The 13,752-nt window shown below is 65.4% G+C and carries 9 protein-coding genes and 1 pseudogene; 4 read left to right on the top strand and 6 right to left on the bottom strand.

What is annotated here, in order from left to right; translation table 11 throughout:
• Positions 1–8: 8 nt before the first annotated feature.
• The 4 genes from mazG to IG178_RS07420 are packed head-to-tail and all read right to left on the bottom strand — an operon-like array spanning position 9 to position 4,527.
• Positions 9–818, bottom strand: a complete 810-nt coding sequence (gene mazG / locus IG178_RS07405) for a nucleoside triphosphate pyrophosphohydrolase (protein WP_193211898.1) — start codon at positions 816–818, stop codon at positions 9–11.
• Positions 815–1,711, bottom strand: coding sequence for a rhomboid family intramembrane serine protease (locus tag IG178_RS07410; protein WP_193211899.1), 897 nt, complete (start codon positions 1,709–1,711; stop codon positions 815–817). Before IG178_RS07410 ends, mazG begins: the two co-directional genes overlap by 4 nt.
• Before the next feature lie 51 nt (positions 1,712–1,762).
• Complete coding sequence (locus IG178_RS07415; protein ID WP_193211900.1) at positions 1,763–3,208, bottom strand: GTPase/DUF3482 domain-containing protein; 1,446 nt, start codon at positions 3,206–3,208, stop codon at positions 1,763–1,765.
• Positions 3,193–4,527, bottom strand: a complete 1,335-nt coding sequence (locus IG178_RS07420; protein ID WP_193211901.1) for a DUF2868 domain-containing protein — start codon at positions 4,525–4,527, stop codon at positions 3,193–3,195. Before IG178_RS07420 ends, IG178_RS07415 begins: the two co-directional genes overlap by 16 nt.
• A 131-nt stretch (positions 4,528–4,658) precedes the next feature.
• On the opposite strand from IG178_RS07420, the gene IG178_RS07425 reads away from it, so the two are divergent.
• The 3 genes and pseudogenes from IG178_RS07425 to metH all read left to right on the top strand — a co-directional run bounded on the left by IG178_RS07425 (position 4,659) and on the right by metH (position 11,340).
• Entirely contained in the window at positions 4,659–5,702 is a 1,044-nt protein-coding gene (locus IG178_RS07425; RefSeq protein ID WP_193211902.1) for a c-type cytochrome, read from the top strand.
• A gap of 14 nt (positions 5,703–5,716) precedes the next feature.
• Entirely contained in the window at positions 5,717–7,189 is a 1,473-nt protein-coding gene (locus IG178_RS07430; protein WP_193211903.1) for a PQQ-dependent sugar dehydrogenase family protein, read from the top strand.
• 80 nt (positions 7,190–7,269) lie between these two features.
• A pseudogene (gene metH, locus IG178_RS07440) lies at positions 7,270–11,340 on the top strand (methionine synthase).
• Positions 11,341–11,350: 10 nt separating this feature from the next.
• On the opposite strand, the gene IG178_RS07445 reads toward metH, so the two are convergent.
• Positions 11,351–12,412: a response regulator transcription factor gene (locus IG178_RS07445; protein WP_226895107.1), complete on the bottom strand. Its 1,062-nt coding sequence runs from the start codon at positions 12,410–12,412 to the stop codon at positions 11,351–11,353.
• Positions 12,413–12,629: 217 nt separating this feature from the next.
• Here IG178_RS07445 and IG178_RS07450 point away from each other — a divergent pair, with 217 nt between their 5' ends.
• On the top strand, positions 12,630–13,193 hold the full coding sequence (locus IG178_RS07450) for a pseudouridine synthase (protein WP_193211906.1): 564 nt from the start codon (positions 12,630–12,632) through the stop codon (positions 13,191–13,193).
• A 6-nt stretch (positions 13,194–13,199) separates the two neighbouring features.
• Here IG178_RS07450 and IG178_RS07455 read toward each other — a convergent pair whose 3' ends face one another.
• Positions 13,200–13,703 (bottom strand): hypothetical protein, encoded by a 504-nt coding sequence (locus IG178_RS07455; protein WP_193211907.1) that lies wholly within the window; start codon positions 13,701–13,703, stop codon positions 13,200–13,202.
• Positions 13,704–13,752 lie beyond the last annotated feature (49 nt).

Consider the following 13,752-nt stretch of genomic DNA (forward strand, 5'->3'; position numbering starts at 1 on the left):
TTGCTCGCTCAGACCAAGTTCCGCTTTGCCGCCTCCCACGCGTCGTCCATCTGGCTCGCGGTCGCCTGCTCCAGGGAAATCCCGGCTTCCTTCAAACGCCGCTCCATCTCGTCGAAGCGCCGCTCGAACTTGTCGTTGGCCGCCGCCATCATGACTTCGGGATCCAGACTCCGGAACCGGGCGAGGTTGACCACGGAAAACAGCAAATCGCCCAGCTCCTCGTCGACCGCCTTCAGATCCTGGGCATCGACGGCCGCCTCGACTTCCTGCACCTCCTCGCGGATCTTGGCGAGCACCCCGGACTGGGTCGGCCAGTCGAAGCCGACCTTGGCGGCCTTCTTTTGCAGCTTGTTCGCCCTCAGCAGGGCCGGCAGTCCCTTGCCCGTTCCGTGAAGATAGGGCCGGTCCTCCGTGCCCTTCTCCCCGCGCTTGATCTCGTCCCATTGGCGCAACACCGCGTCGCTCGAATCGGCCGACGCCCTGGCGAACACGTGCGGGTGACGCCGCACCAGCTTGTCGGAAATCCCGCGCGCCACCTCGTCGAGATCGAACCGCCCCGTCTCCTGCGCCAGTTCGCTGTGAAAAACCACCTGCAGCAACAGGTCTCCCAGCTCCTCCTTCAGATGACCGACATCACCGCTCTGGATCGCATCGACGGTTTCGTATGCCTCCTCGATCAAGTTCGACACCAGGCTCTCGTGGGTCTGCTCCGCGTCCCAGGGACAGCCTCCGGGCGCTCGCAACCGGTGCATGATGGCGCGCAGGCGCTCCAGCTGCCGTCCCGGCTCGGGACAATCGATCATCTCGGCGTCATTCATTTTTCGTCGAAGGCCTTGGCTGCCCGCTGGAGGGTTTCACGTTCTTCATCGGACAGGCTCTGCAGCCCGTCGTGGGCGATCTTGTCGAGGATCCGGTCCACCTCGCTGTCCCCTGCCACATCGACCTCGGTCCGCGGGCGGAGCTTCGGCGCGCCACGACGTTTGAACTCGGCGGGTCGGATGATCTTCCTTTCCCTGTTGCTGCCGAGCAGCTGCGGGTGCTTGGACAGGAAGTAGCCGAGGATCGCGCCGCCCAGGTGACCGGCTTCACCGCCGCTGTTCTCGAACCAGCTCCCTCCTAACAGGATGTCGCCGAGGATCACCGCCACCGCGATGCCGATCACCGCGATGCAGAGCGTCCGCATCGTCATGGAGATCGGCGGGATCAAGAGGCGCACCATTGTTTTCGGTGCCATCACCGCGACGCAGACCAGCATCCCGTAGATGCCCGCCGATGCGCCGACCAGGGGGTTCTGGATCGCCGGATAATCCCCGCGGTGGGGAAGGATTCCGGTGACGGTCAGCAAGGTGAAGAACAAGGCACCGGCGACGCCGCAGGCCAGATAGAAGGCGGTGAACTTCCGGCTGCCCCACCAGCGCTCCACAAAGGGACCGAACACATAGATGCCGACACAATTCAGGATCACGTGCCCGGGGCTGCCATGCAGGAACTGGAAGGTGATCAATTCCCAGATCCTCCCTTGCATGAGGCCGGACTCGATCGTGAACGCACCCCAGTTGGTGATGGTGTACTTCAGGAACAGCATGTCCACGAAGTAGATCACCAGGTTGGAGATCAGCAGGAACTTGGTCACCGGCGGGACCGTCTGACGATCCATCTGCGTGTAGCGACGCTCCTCGTCGCGAAAGTAGTCTCGGTCCGCCGTTCCCATGTGCCGGAGGGTTAGCACGCGCTCCGCCCCTCCGCAAGGCCGCCGGACCGCTTAGCGTTGCTCGACTTCCCGCAGTGACTCCACCAGCTCCGCGAACACCTCCGGCTCCTTGCCGCGATCAGGCGAGCCCTTGAGGCAACTGCTGAACCACTTCTGGAACAGGGTCCGGCGCGCCGACGGGAAATCCCGGACATGGCGGTCCTCCATCCCCACCTCGAGCACCGCTCGGTCGCGCCGGCCGTGGGCGCGGTCGAGGATGCCGGCATGGCGGATCAACATCGAGTCCAAGAGCACCCATGGGAAATTCGGGCTTTCCGGCGGCCCCGCGACCATCGCCTGGCCGTCACCCCGGACGCGGCCGAGTCCGCCGACGATCCGCAACTCCGGCAGCGAGCCGCCTTTGAAAAAGGCCGCCGTCCCTCCGCCGATCGCCCCGATCACGGTGCCGGCACCCAGGCTGTGGACGCCAACCCCGAGGTCGAAGACGGCGCCCGCCGCACCGCCGGCCACTGCACCCGCCGCGGTGAGCTGCATCCGGCTCAGCCCCCACTTCTGCCAGGTCTCTGCCATCGCCAGGTTGAGGCCGGCATGATGGGCCGGGTCGATGTCCGGCTCGATCAGGTGATGCCGGTAGATCACCAGCAGCCGCTTCAAGCAGCGCTTCTCCAGGTCGACCAGCTTCTTGAAGTAGCGCGCGGCCAGATCCGACTGCTTGCGCTCGATCCGCGCCGGCACCCCGCGATCACGGAGATCGACCGGTTCGCTGACCCGCAAGATCAGGGACTTCTCGAGGAAATCCAGGATCGCTTCGGCGGCTTCCTCGCGGCGGCCGTCCATCTCGCGGGCCATCGCCTCGATCACCCGCTCGATCTGCCCCGCATGGCTCTCCTCGATCTGCAGCAAGGCCTCCAACAGCCGCTTGCGTTCGTCGAAGCGGGCCTCGTGGGCGTCGAAAGTCCGCACCAGGTTGAAGGCGGTGCCGAGGCGGTCGCGCCACTCCTTTTCCAATCCGGCATCGGCCTCCGACTGCGGGTTGAGCAAGGCCAGCCGCGGCCGGCCGGTCCAGCGCAGGATCTCGATCTCCGCCAAGAAGGAATCGCGCAGGGGCTTGCAGGGGTCCACCACGTAGATCACCCCCGCCCCTTCGACCAGCGGTTCTAACAAGCGAGCCTCGTCCGGGAAGCGCTCGCGGGATTCGCGGGTGAACCGGGCGATCTCGGCAGGCCCCGGCACCCCGCTGCCCGCGAGCCGCTGGATCTCCCGCATTGCCTCGACCGGCTGTTGGAAACCCGGGGTATCGAGGAAGCGCAGCAGTTCCTCGTCGTCGTAGCGCACCGGCAGCACCTGCACGCCCGTGGTCTCGCCCGGCGTCCCGCTGATCCGCAGCAACTCGTCGTCGTCGATCTCCAGCAGGGTCGCCAGGGTGGCGGTCTTGCCGGCATTGACCCGTCCCACAACCGCAAAGGCCGGGATGTCACCACTCAGCCAGTTGCCCATGTCCGGTCCTCCTCGTGAATGCTGAGGTCCACGTCGTGTCCCTTTTGCGAGTCGATGAATGTTTCCCAAGCCGCGCGCTCGGCGGCGTTCACCGTCTTCGCCCGCCCTTGCTGATCGAAATCCGCCACGTGGAGAACGATGCGCCGGCCGCCGGCCGCGTCGAGCACTCGTTTGAGCGTCTCTTCCATCCGCCGCGGCGCGAGCGACCAGCCCTCGGCCAGCAGAATCACCCCCGCCGGCGCCTTCTCCAGCGCGGCCTTCGCTGCCGCCTCGCGTCCGGCATCGAGCACGTTGAGCGTTTCCCACGACACCGGGTTCATCCGCAGGTGATGCAGGAAATACGGCCGCAGCGCCTCCCGGTCCGGGGAGATCCCGCCGAGATCGATCACCAGCGCCCCGTCGGCGGGTCCCTGTGGTTCGCCGCCGCGGCGCACCCCGGTCAACACCCGCCACAACCGGCGGTGCCCCGGCGACTGGAACTCGGGTGACTTCAGCGTCCGCCGCTCTTGGAACCGCGCAAACCCGGCCAGCAGCAAACGCGGCAAGATGCCCCAGATCGCCAGGGTCAGGATAAGGAACATCACCCAGCCTTGGCCACCCCCGTCCCAATCGCTCCCGCGTCGGGTGGACCCGACGTCGGGAAGGAACTGCGGAAAGCGCCAGGACCACGGGAAGGACAACACCCTCACCAGCCCGTCCAGGCTGCGCTCCATCGCCAGTTGCGTCGTCGACTCCCAGAAGAACCCGACCTTGCGGAAGAACACCATCGCCCACAACCCGACCACCGCCCCGACATGGAAATCCGCCGCGGCGCCCTGGGTTTTGGCCGCGATCCGCCAGCCCAGCGCCTTCACCAGCTCCGGATTCCCTTCGATCCGCGCCAGCACCTGCCGGCCCTTCTCGCCCGAAAGCCGGGTCGCCAGCCTCTTCAAGAACGCGCCGGCAAGCCCCGCCTTGTCGGGCCGGAACAGCCATGCGGTCACGCCCACCACCAGGACCAGCCAGGGAATGAACAGGCAGGCCGTCAGGAACACCACCACGTGCACTCCTTCCAGATGCCGGTCCAGGCAACCCCAGGCCGCCCCCAGGCCGCCCAACAGGGCGACCCACGCCAGGATGCGTCCCGCCCAGTTCAGCGCCGACACCCACGACTTGCCCGGCCCCGCTTCCTGCCCTTTCGCCAGCCACGCCTTGAAAACCCCGCTCCTGGTCCCGGAACCGGACAGGTCATCCGGCCGCGATTCGCCATCCCAAGCCGCCAGCGCGACTTCGAAGTCGATCAGCTCATCCAATTTCCATCGCTCTCCGGAGCCGCGCATCCCTGCCCCACCGTCATCCATCCGGTCCGGGCGGCCAAGGGAGAAATCCGTCCGGACCCGGCTTCCCCGATTGGGTAGGTGCCAATCACGACAGGAAATGACAGCCTGCCACGTCTTCTCTGCACGACTTCATGAGGAAAACCCTGATCCTTCTCACCCTCGGCCTGCAGCTCGACGCCGCGGAGCCGCCCCTGACCTTCAACAACCAGCCGATGGGAACGCTCGACCGCCCGCTGGTCCTGCGCACCTACGTCCCCGACCCCGGCATCGACGACGCCGTCTTTCCCCAGCACGACCGTGGACGCCCGGTCGCGAAGTACAACCCGGGGATCGGCCAAGACGTAAAGGGCGAGATCCAGCCGGTCGCCGGGATCGCCGGTGCCATCGCGGTCAATTTCGGACCGGCGCTTTCCTACGTTTTCGACACCACCGAATGCCGCCTGCTCTACGCCTGGCAGGGCGGATTCCTCGACATGACCCCCTACTGGGGCGAACCGGACAAGGGCTCGCGCATTTCCTTCGACTACATCCCGCGGCTCTCCGGGACCTTGTTCTGGCAGGCTTCCGGCAAGCACCCGGTCGAAATCGGGGGCAAGAGCATCACCGACCTCGGCCCGCGCGTTTTCACCGGCTATCACCTGGAGAAAGGCGTCCCCGTCTTCGAATACCGGGTCGGCGAGCAACACTTCACTTTCACCCTGAAACCGTCGGACCAACCGCTGTCGTTTGCCGCCACCCTCACCGGAGGTGAAAACACCGCGCTCGCCTACCACGGGATCGACGGAGCCGCCGGCAAGGGGTCGGTTACCTTCACCGTGACCGGCAGCCAGCTTGGGAAGTTCCAGGGCTACAAGCGCGTCAACAACATCGCCAAGGCGAGCGCCGAGGTCGGAGAGAAGCTCTTCAACCAATACGGCTGTGCGGCCTGCCATAGCACCGACGGCTCCGCCAGCCACGGTCCCTCGCTGGGCGGCCTCGCCGGGCACCCGGTCGAGATCGAGGGCCTCGCCACCGCGGTAACCGCCGACCGCGCCTATCTCCTCGAATCGATCAAGGCGCCCAATGCCAAGATCGTCAAAGGCTACCCGCCGAACTACATGCCGCCGTTCGGGCTGCCGGATGTCGAATACGACTCGCTGGTCCTCTACATCGAAACCCTTGGCAGCCCCGAGTAACCGACCCTTTGTCCATGAAGACCACTTTCCTACTCTTCGGCGCCCTCGCGACGCCGCTTTTTGCCGGGGTCAAGTTCGCCGACTGCTACAAGATCGAGGACATCAAGCTCCCCGCCGGTTCCCCCGCCGAAGTCGGCGCGATCGATTTCGCCGACGACGGCACCCTCTTCGTGGTGCTGCGCCGCGGCGACGTGTTCCGGGCCAAGCCCGCCGCCGACCCGGCCGGGTTCGACTGGCATCTCTTCGCCACCGGCTTCCACAACGGCTGCGGCATCGACGTGCTCTCGCCGACAAAGATCCGCGTCACCCAGATGGCCGAGATGACCGAGGCCGAGGACAGCGACGGCGATGGCACCGCCGACCGCTACACCCGCTTCGCCTCCGGCTGGGGGCTCAGCGGCAACTACCACGAAACCAACTCGCTCACCCGCGACGGTGCAGGCGGCTACTTCCTCGCCGTCGGCACCGCCTCGCACGCCGGCCCGACCTTCTTCCATACCCTCGGCACCTTCTCCGACGCCGGCCGCCGCGGACGCAACTACTCGTCGGTCAAGTGGAAGGGCTGGGTCCTGCACGCCGACAAGGACGGCAACGTCACCCCCTGGGCATCCGGTTTCCGCATGCACAACGGCATCTACCGCGACCCGCAGGGCGAACTCTGGTGCGGCGACAACCAGGGCGACTGGAAGGCCGCGACCCCGCTCTACCATGTCGAGAAGGGGAAGTTCTACGGCCATCCCAGTAGTTTGGTGTGGGACCCCGCCTTCACCAAGAGCAAGGACCCCCTCGCCTACTACCGCGAACACCTCGACGAGTACAACCGGGACCGGACGCCCGCCGCGGTCGAGATCCCGCACATGGAAATGAACCGCTCCGCCGGGGAGCCGATGGAATTCCCCGCCGGCAACCACTTCGCCGGCCAGATGCTGCTGCCCGACAACAACGGCGAGCGGCTCACCCGCATCATGCTCGAGAAGGTCGGTGACACCTGGCAAGGTGCCTGCACCCATTTCATCGACGGCCGCGGCCTGCGCTCCGGCAACCACCGCGCCCGCTTCACCGCAGACGGGAAGCAGCTCTACATCGGCCAGACCGTCCGCGGCTGGGGCATCCCCGCCGAAGGACTGCAGCGCATCACCTTCCTCGGCCCCACCCCCTTCGACATCGACCGCGTGACGATCACCCCGGGCGGCTTCAAGGTCAGCTACACCGACGGCATCCCCGCCGAAATGAAGGACCCCAAGCGCTGGAAGGTTTCCTCCTTCACCTACCAGCCGCGCTGGACCTACGGCAGCGACCCCGAGGACAAGAAGGACCACGCCGTCACCGTCGCTGCAGCCGGTGACAAGTCCGTCACCCTCCAGGTCGAGGGCCTCGCCGCCGGCCGCGTCTACCGGATTGAAACCCGGAAGTGCGACTCGACCGGCGGATCACCGCTCCAGAACAACATCGCCTTCTACACTGCCAACGCCCTGCCGAAGCCGTGACCCGGCAAAAGACCCATCATCGTATCCTGATACGACGATTTGACGCTTGCGATCGCCTCCGCCGGCCCTAGCCTCCGGGCATGCCGCGACCCGATCCCACCGCTGAACTCCAGCAAGCCCTCCGCCAGCGCATTCTCGTGCTCGACGGCGCGATGGGCACCACCATCCGCACTTACGGATTGGCGGAAAAGGACGCCCGCGGCCCGCGCTTCGCCGGCTCGAAAAAGGACCTGCTGAACAACGGCGACATCCTTTCGATCACCCGCCCCGACGTCATTGGCGACATCCACAAGCGCTTCTACGAAGCGGGCTCCGACATCTGCGAAACCAACACCTTTTCCGCCACGTCGATCGCCCAGAGCGAGTTCTTCGTCGATGACCCGCGCGAGCACGGCGGCATCAAGGATCCCGAGTTCTTCCAGAAGATCATCGACAGCGCCGAGCTCCGCGACCTGGCATGGGAACTCAATGTCGAGTCCTCGAAGCTGTGCCGCACTTGGGCGGACAACGTCGGCAGCGACACCGGCATCAAGCGCTACGTCGCCGGCGCGATCGGACCGCTCACCGTGTCGCTCAGCAACTCTCCCGACGCCAACGATGCCGGCTTCCGCACCGTGACCTTCGATCAGGTCAAGGAAGACTACAGCCGCCAGGTCCGTGCGCTGATCGAAGGAGGCTGCGACATCCTGATGGTCGAAACCATTTTCGACGCGCTCAATGCCAAGGCCGCCCTGGTGGCGATCCAGGAGGTCTTCGAGGCCGACCGGGTCAAGCTGCCGATCATCGTCAGCGCGGCCGTTGGCCGGGGCGGTGAAACCATGATCTCCGCGCAGAAGGTCGAGGCTCTGTGGAACGCCGTCGCCCACGTCGATCCGCTCGCGGTCGGGCTGAACTGCTCGCTCGGTCCCGACCTGATGAAGCCGCACCTCGAGGAGCTCGCCAAGGTCGCGGCCAGCCACATTTCCTGCTACCCGAACGCCGGCCTGCCGAACCCCCTCGCCCCGACCGGCTTCGACCTCGAGCCGCCGCACATGAACGCCTTCATGAAGGAATTCGCCAGCGACGGGCTCCTGAACCTCGCCGGCGGCTGCTGCGGCAACACGCCCGACCACATCGCCGCGATCGCTGAAGCCGTGAAAGGAGTCGCACCGCGGGAAGTTCCGATCGTGGAAAATTGAACGAACCGCGGAGACTCGGAGGTCGCGGAGGCTAGCGCAGAGCCAAAGGGACCGACGTCATCGTGCTGTTTCATCCCAATCCTTTTTCTTTTCCTTCATCTGCTCTCCCCTCGCCGCCTGGTTTTCTCTTCCGGTAAATTTACACAGCCCCTCCGCGCTTCTCTCCGCGACATCCGAACCTCCGCGGTTCGTTCCTTACTTCATCCCATGTCCACCATTCCCCGCGTCCTCCGCCTGTCCGGCTCCGAAGCCTACAACCACACGCCGGACAAGAACTTCCTGATGATCGGCGAGCGCACCAACGTCGCCGGCTCCCCGCGTTTCGCGAAGCTGGTGCGGGAGGGCAAACTCGACGAGGCGCTCGAGGTCGCCCGCCAACAGGTCGAAAGCGGGGCCAACGTCATCGACATCTGCTTCGACGACGGCCTGATCGACGGCAAGGCGATGATGGCCCGCTTCCTCCAGCTGGTGCAGAGCGAGCCCGAGATCGCCAAGGTCCCGATCATGGTCGACTCCTCGAAGTGGGAGATCATCGAGGAAGGCCTCAAGTATCTCCAGGGCAAGGGCATCGTGAACTCGATCTCGCTCAAGGAAGGCGAGGAAGCCTTCATCGAGCGGGCCCGCCACATCCGCCGCTACGGCGCGGCAGCGGTCGTGATGGCCTTCGACGAGAACGGCCAGGCCGCCACCTACGACGAGAAGATCCGCATCTGCGAGCGCGCCTACCGGGTGCTGGTGGACAAGGTCGGCTTTCCTCCCGAGGACATCATCTTCGATCCGAACATCCTCACCGTCGCCACCGGCATCGAGGAACACGACAACTACGCCCTCGACTTCATCAACGCCACGCGCTGGATCAAGACCCACCTCCCCCACGCCAAGGTCTCCGGCGGGGTCTCCAACATTTCCTTCTCCTTCCGCGGCAACAACGTCGTGCGCGAGGCGATGCACTCGGCCTTCCTCTACCACGCCACCATGGCGGGCATGGACATGGGCATCGTCAACGCCGGCATGCTCGAGGTCTACGACGAGATCCCGAAGGACCTGCTGGACCATGTCGAGGACGTGCTGCTCAACCGCAGGCCCGACGCCACCGAGCGGCTGCTCGACTTCGCCGAACAGTTCAAGGGACAGGACGGCAAGAAGCTCGAGGAGGACCTGAGCTGGCGCGCGGAGTCCGTCGAGAAGCGGCTCGAGCACTCGCTGCTCAAGGGCATCGACAAGTTCATCGACGAGGACACCGAGGAAGCCCGCCTCAAGTACGGCCGCCCGCTCAAGGTCATCGAAGGACCGCTGATGGATGGCATGGGCGTCGTCGGCGACCTCTTCGGCGCCGGCAAGATGTTCCTCCCGCAGGTCGTCAAGAGCGCCCGGGTGATGAAGAAATCCGTCGCCTGGCTCACCCCCTTCATGGAGGAGGAGAAGGCCGAATACCTCGCCGCCGACATCGAGGAAATCCTCGCCGAAAAGCCGGGCCTGACCCGCGATGAAGCCATCGAGATCGCCGGCCGCCGCCGGTCGGCCGGCCGCTTCCTGATCGCCACGGTGAAGGGCGACGTTCACGACATCGGCAAGAACATCGTCGGCGTGGTGCTCGCCTGCAACGGCTTCGAAGTCACCGACATGGGCGTCATGGTCTCGTGCGACAAGATCCTTGCCAAGGCCCGCGAGATCGGCGCCGACGTGATCGGCCTCTCCGGCCTGATCACCCCGTCGCTCGACGAAATGATCCATGTCGCCAAGGAGATGGAAAAGGCGGGTTTCACCGTGCCCTTGCTGATCGGCGGAGCGACCACCTCCGCGACCCACACCGCGGTCAAGATCGCCGGGTACTATTCCGGCCCGGTTGTCCACGTGCTCGATGCCTCGCGGTCGGTTCCCGTCACCACCGCCCTGCTGTCGCCGGACCAGAGGGAGAAGTTCATCGCCGAGAACGACGAGAAGCACCGCAAGGCCCGCGAAGCCTTCACCGGGGGACCGAAGAAGGAAACCATCGGCATCGCCGAAGCGCGCGCGCTGGGCCGGCAGACCGACTGGACCGGCTACACCCCGCCGGTGCCCGAATTCACCGGCACCCGCGCGATCCCCAACCAGTCGCTGCGCGAGCTGGTCGACTACATCGACTGGACGCCCTTCTTCCACGCCTGGGAGCTGCGCGGGGTCTGGGACCGCGAGACCGGAGTGCTCAAGACCCGCAACGAGGAAGGCGCCAAGGAAGCGGCCAAGCTGCATGCCGACGCCGTCAACCTGTTGGAAAAGATCATCGCCGAGAAGCGCTTCACCGCCCGCGGCATCTACGGATTCTTCCCGGCCAATGCCGACGGCGATGACATCGTCGTTTGGGAGAACGAGGACCGGACCCGGGAACGCACCCGCTTCCACACCCTGCGCCAACAGATCAAGAAGGAGTCCGGCAAGCCGAACGAGGCGCTGTCCGACTACATTGCGCCGCGCGGTGCGGGGAAAGATTACATCGGCGGCTTCGTGGTCGGCATCCACGGCGCCGACGAATGGGCGGCGGAGCTGGAGCAAGCCCACGACCCGTACAACTCGATCATGGCCAAGGCGATCGCCGACCGCCTTGCGGAAGCCTTCGCCGAACTCCTGCATCACCGCGCACGCGTCGCCTGGGGTTACGAGCGGCCGAACGAGTTCGGCGCCAACGAACTGATCAAGGAACTTTACCGTGGCATCCGCCCCGCCCCCGGCTACCCCGCCCAGCCGGACCACACCGAGAAGCCGATCCTCTTCGATCTACTACAAGCATCCGAGGCAAGCGGCGTGACCCTGACCGAAAGCTGCGCCATGCATCCGGGAGCGGCCGTCAGCGGCCTCTATTTCAGCCACCCTGAAAGCCACTACTTCGCAATCTCGGAGATCCAGAAGGACCAGCTCGAGGACTACGCCCGCCGCAAGGGAATCAGCACCGGCGAAGCCGAGAGGTGGCTGGGACCATGGCTCGGCTACGCCTGAACGGCGCGACTCACACCCCGCGCTTGAGGTCGAGGTAGCGGCGCATCGCCGCGATCCGGTTCTCGACCCCGAGCCGCTGGAACACCGCCTCGAGGTGCTTCTCCACCGTGCGCGGGCTGATGCCGAGGATGATCGCCGCCTCGGCGCTGGTTTTCCCCTCTGCGATCCAATCCATGATCTCGCGCTGGCGTTTGGTCAGGATGGCCATGGCCTCCTCGCTGCCGCCCTCTCCATCCACCGCGAACATCAGGATCACCTCGCCGCTCAACTTCGGAAAGGCATGGACCGTCATCTGACCGCCGCCGAGATCGAGACGGATGTCCTTCCAAACACCGGCCACCGGATTCTCCCAGGCGTCGTCCAGTTCGTCGTCGAGTTCGGCAACCCGCTTCGGAGTGAGCTGGCGGACCGCCTCGTCGGGCTCCCACCAATTCTCGGCCAGTCGGACCGCGGCGTGATTCAACGGGCAAAGCTCCGACTTGAGGTTCAAGATGAAAATCGCCAGCGCCGACTCCGCGCTGTTGGCAAACACCCGCTGCCGCACCGCGAGTTCAAGGCCGTGGGCCTCCATCCGGTCTAACACGCCTCGCGCGGTCAGCAGGATTGCATCGAAGCGCTCGCGCGCCTGATAACCGAACGTCCCGGCAGACATGTAGCAATTCAGGAAGGCCGTCCGTCGCTTGCCGTTGACCATCAGTCCGAAAAGAACGTCATTCGCCGCCTGGTCACCGAACACGCCGCGCGCGAATTCGCTGTTCTTGTAATCCTCCGGCGAGACGTGGTCGCTCATCGCAAAACCGAGGTCGCCGGGGTTCGCGAAGTCGACCTTCTGCGTCACCGGACTCTTGGGCAGCAAGCGGTTCAGCACGTCGATCCGTTCCGAAAGCAAGCGGGCACGCGGGCCGTGGTTCGTCACCGCGATCGCCCCGCGCATCGGAGAGTAGGTCAAAACCACCGCTTCATCCGCCCCGATCAAGTGCGGCAGCTTTGCCACGAGCAGGTCGACGAGGTCATCGAAACCCGACGCCCGGTAAATGGCGCGGGCCAAGTCGAAATAAGGCTTTCCAAGCATCACGGAGGGAGTGGGAACAGGTGCTGAGCATACGTATAGACCCGTAAGTATCAACACGCATTGTTGGCCGACCCGGTTCGTGGCATTACATTCACAAGTTTGCGGCAGGAATCCCGGCCGGGAAGCCACGCAAACAAAGATTTCCCTGGGGGGGGAAAAGATGGCCCCGTCGGTCCTTGTGGTCGGCGGGGCCATTCAATTCAATCCCCGCGGTCCCATGCTGATCGCCTTCCACAAGCCCTACGGCGTGCTCAGCCAGTTCACCCCGGATCATCCCGGTCAGCAGACCCTCGCCGCCTTCGGCTTCCCCAAGGAGGTGTTCCCGATCGGCAGACTCGACCAGGACTCGGAGGGCCTTCTTCTGCTCGGCAACGAACCCCGTCAGGTGGCCCGCCTGCTGGAACCAAACCGCGGCCATCCCCGCACCTATCACGCCCAGGTCGAAGGCCTGCCCGCGGACGATTCGCTGGCGCAGCTGGTGCGCGGCGGCATCCCGCTGAAGGGCCACCGCACGCTGCCATGCCTGGCGCACCGGCTCGACCCTCAACCCGACTATCCGCCCCGCGATCCCCCGGTGCGGTTCCGCAAGTCCGTCCCCGACTGTTGGATCGAGCTGACCCTCACGGAAGGCAAGAACCGGCAAGTCCGACGCATGACCGCGGCCGTGGGTCACCCCACCCTGCGCCTCATCCGCGTGGCCATTGGCAAGCTTCCACTCGACGGCTTGTCGCCCGGCACCTGGCGGGAACTCACGCGGGAAGACCGCGCGCTTCTCGGCTGAGGGGCTTCAAGGAAGGAACTCGACCCGCAGGCGCAGCGGGCGCCGGCCATCCGGAACTTCCATGTCCAGAGGGATCTGGACGCTCACCTCGGTGCATCCGTCATCCAGTCGGCGGCGCGAAATTTCACCGGCTCCGCGCCAGGCCCCGCGGCCATTCTTGCGGGCGATCTCCACCCGGCTGCCGGAATCCGTCACGACCTCGACCACATAGGAGACATCGCGGGGAATTTCCGGCGGGAGGACGAACACCATCACCGGTTCGGGCGGATCACCGATGAAGGCGAGCGAGGGCAGCTTTTCCCATGCCCCCGCGTCGTTCATCGGCGCGAGATCGAAGGCATAAGCCATCAGATTGGTGATCCCATCCGTGTCGAGATCAGCATCCGGATCGGCGAAAACCCCCAACAGGCCGTTGGCTTCCGCCCAGTCGAAGTATCCATCCTGCGCCGTCACAACAGCTTGACCTGCAAGCAGCAGGCCAATCGCGACAGCATAGGATTTCAACGACATGGGGCGGCAAGATAACTTCCACACCAATCCAGTCCAGCTCCGAATCCGG

The organism is Neoluteolibacter marinus (assembly GCF_014904755.1).
In the GTDB taxonomy this organism is placed as follows: domain Bacteria; phylum Verrucomicrobiota; class Verrucomicrobiia; order Verrucomicrobiales; family Akkermansiaceae; genus Haloferula; species Haloferula marina.

Bases quoted from the DNA above. Each gene is read 5' to 3' on its own strand.
- mazG (WP_193211898.1), bottom strand. From the start codon at position 818: ATGAATGACGCCGAGATGATCGATTGTCCCGAGCCGGGACGGCAGCTG.
- IG178_RS07410 (WP_193211899.1), bottom strand. From the start codon at position 1,711: ATGGGAACGGCGGACCGAGACTACTTTCGCGACGAGGAGCGTCGCTAC.
- IG178_RS07415 (WP_193211900.1), bottom strand. From the start codon at position 3,208: ATGGGCAACTGGCTGAGTGGTGACATCCCGGCCTTTGCGGTTGTGGGA.
- IG178_RS07420 (WP_193211901.1), bottom strand. From the start codon at position 4,527: ATGCGCGGCTCCGGAGAGCGATGGAAATTGGATGAGCTGATCGACTTC.
- IG178_RS07425 (WP_193211902.1), top strand. From the start codon at position 4,659: ATGAGGAAAACCCTGATCCTTCTCACCCTCGGCCTGCAGCTCGACGCC.
- IG178_RS07430 (WP_193211903.1), top strand. From the start codon at position 5,717: ATGAAGACCACTTTCCTACTCTTCGGCGCCCTCGCGACGCCGCTTTTT.
- IG178_RS07445 (WP_226895107.1), bottom strand. From the start codon at position 12,412: ATGCTTGGAAAGCCTTATTTCGACTTGGCCCGCGCCATTTACCGGGCG.
- IG178_RS07450 (WP_193211906.1), top strand. From the start codon at position 12,630: ATGCTGATCGCCTTCCACAAGCCCTACGGCGTGCTCAGCCAGTTCACC.
- IG178_RS07455 (WP_193211907.1), bottom strand. From the start codon at position 13,703: ATGTCGTTGAAATCCTATGCTGTCGCGATTGGCCTGCTGCTTGCAGGT.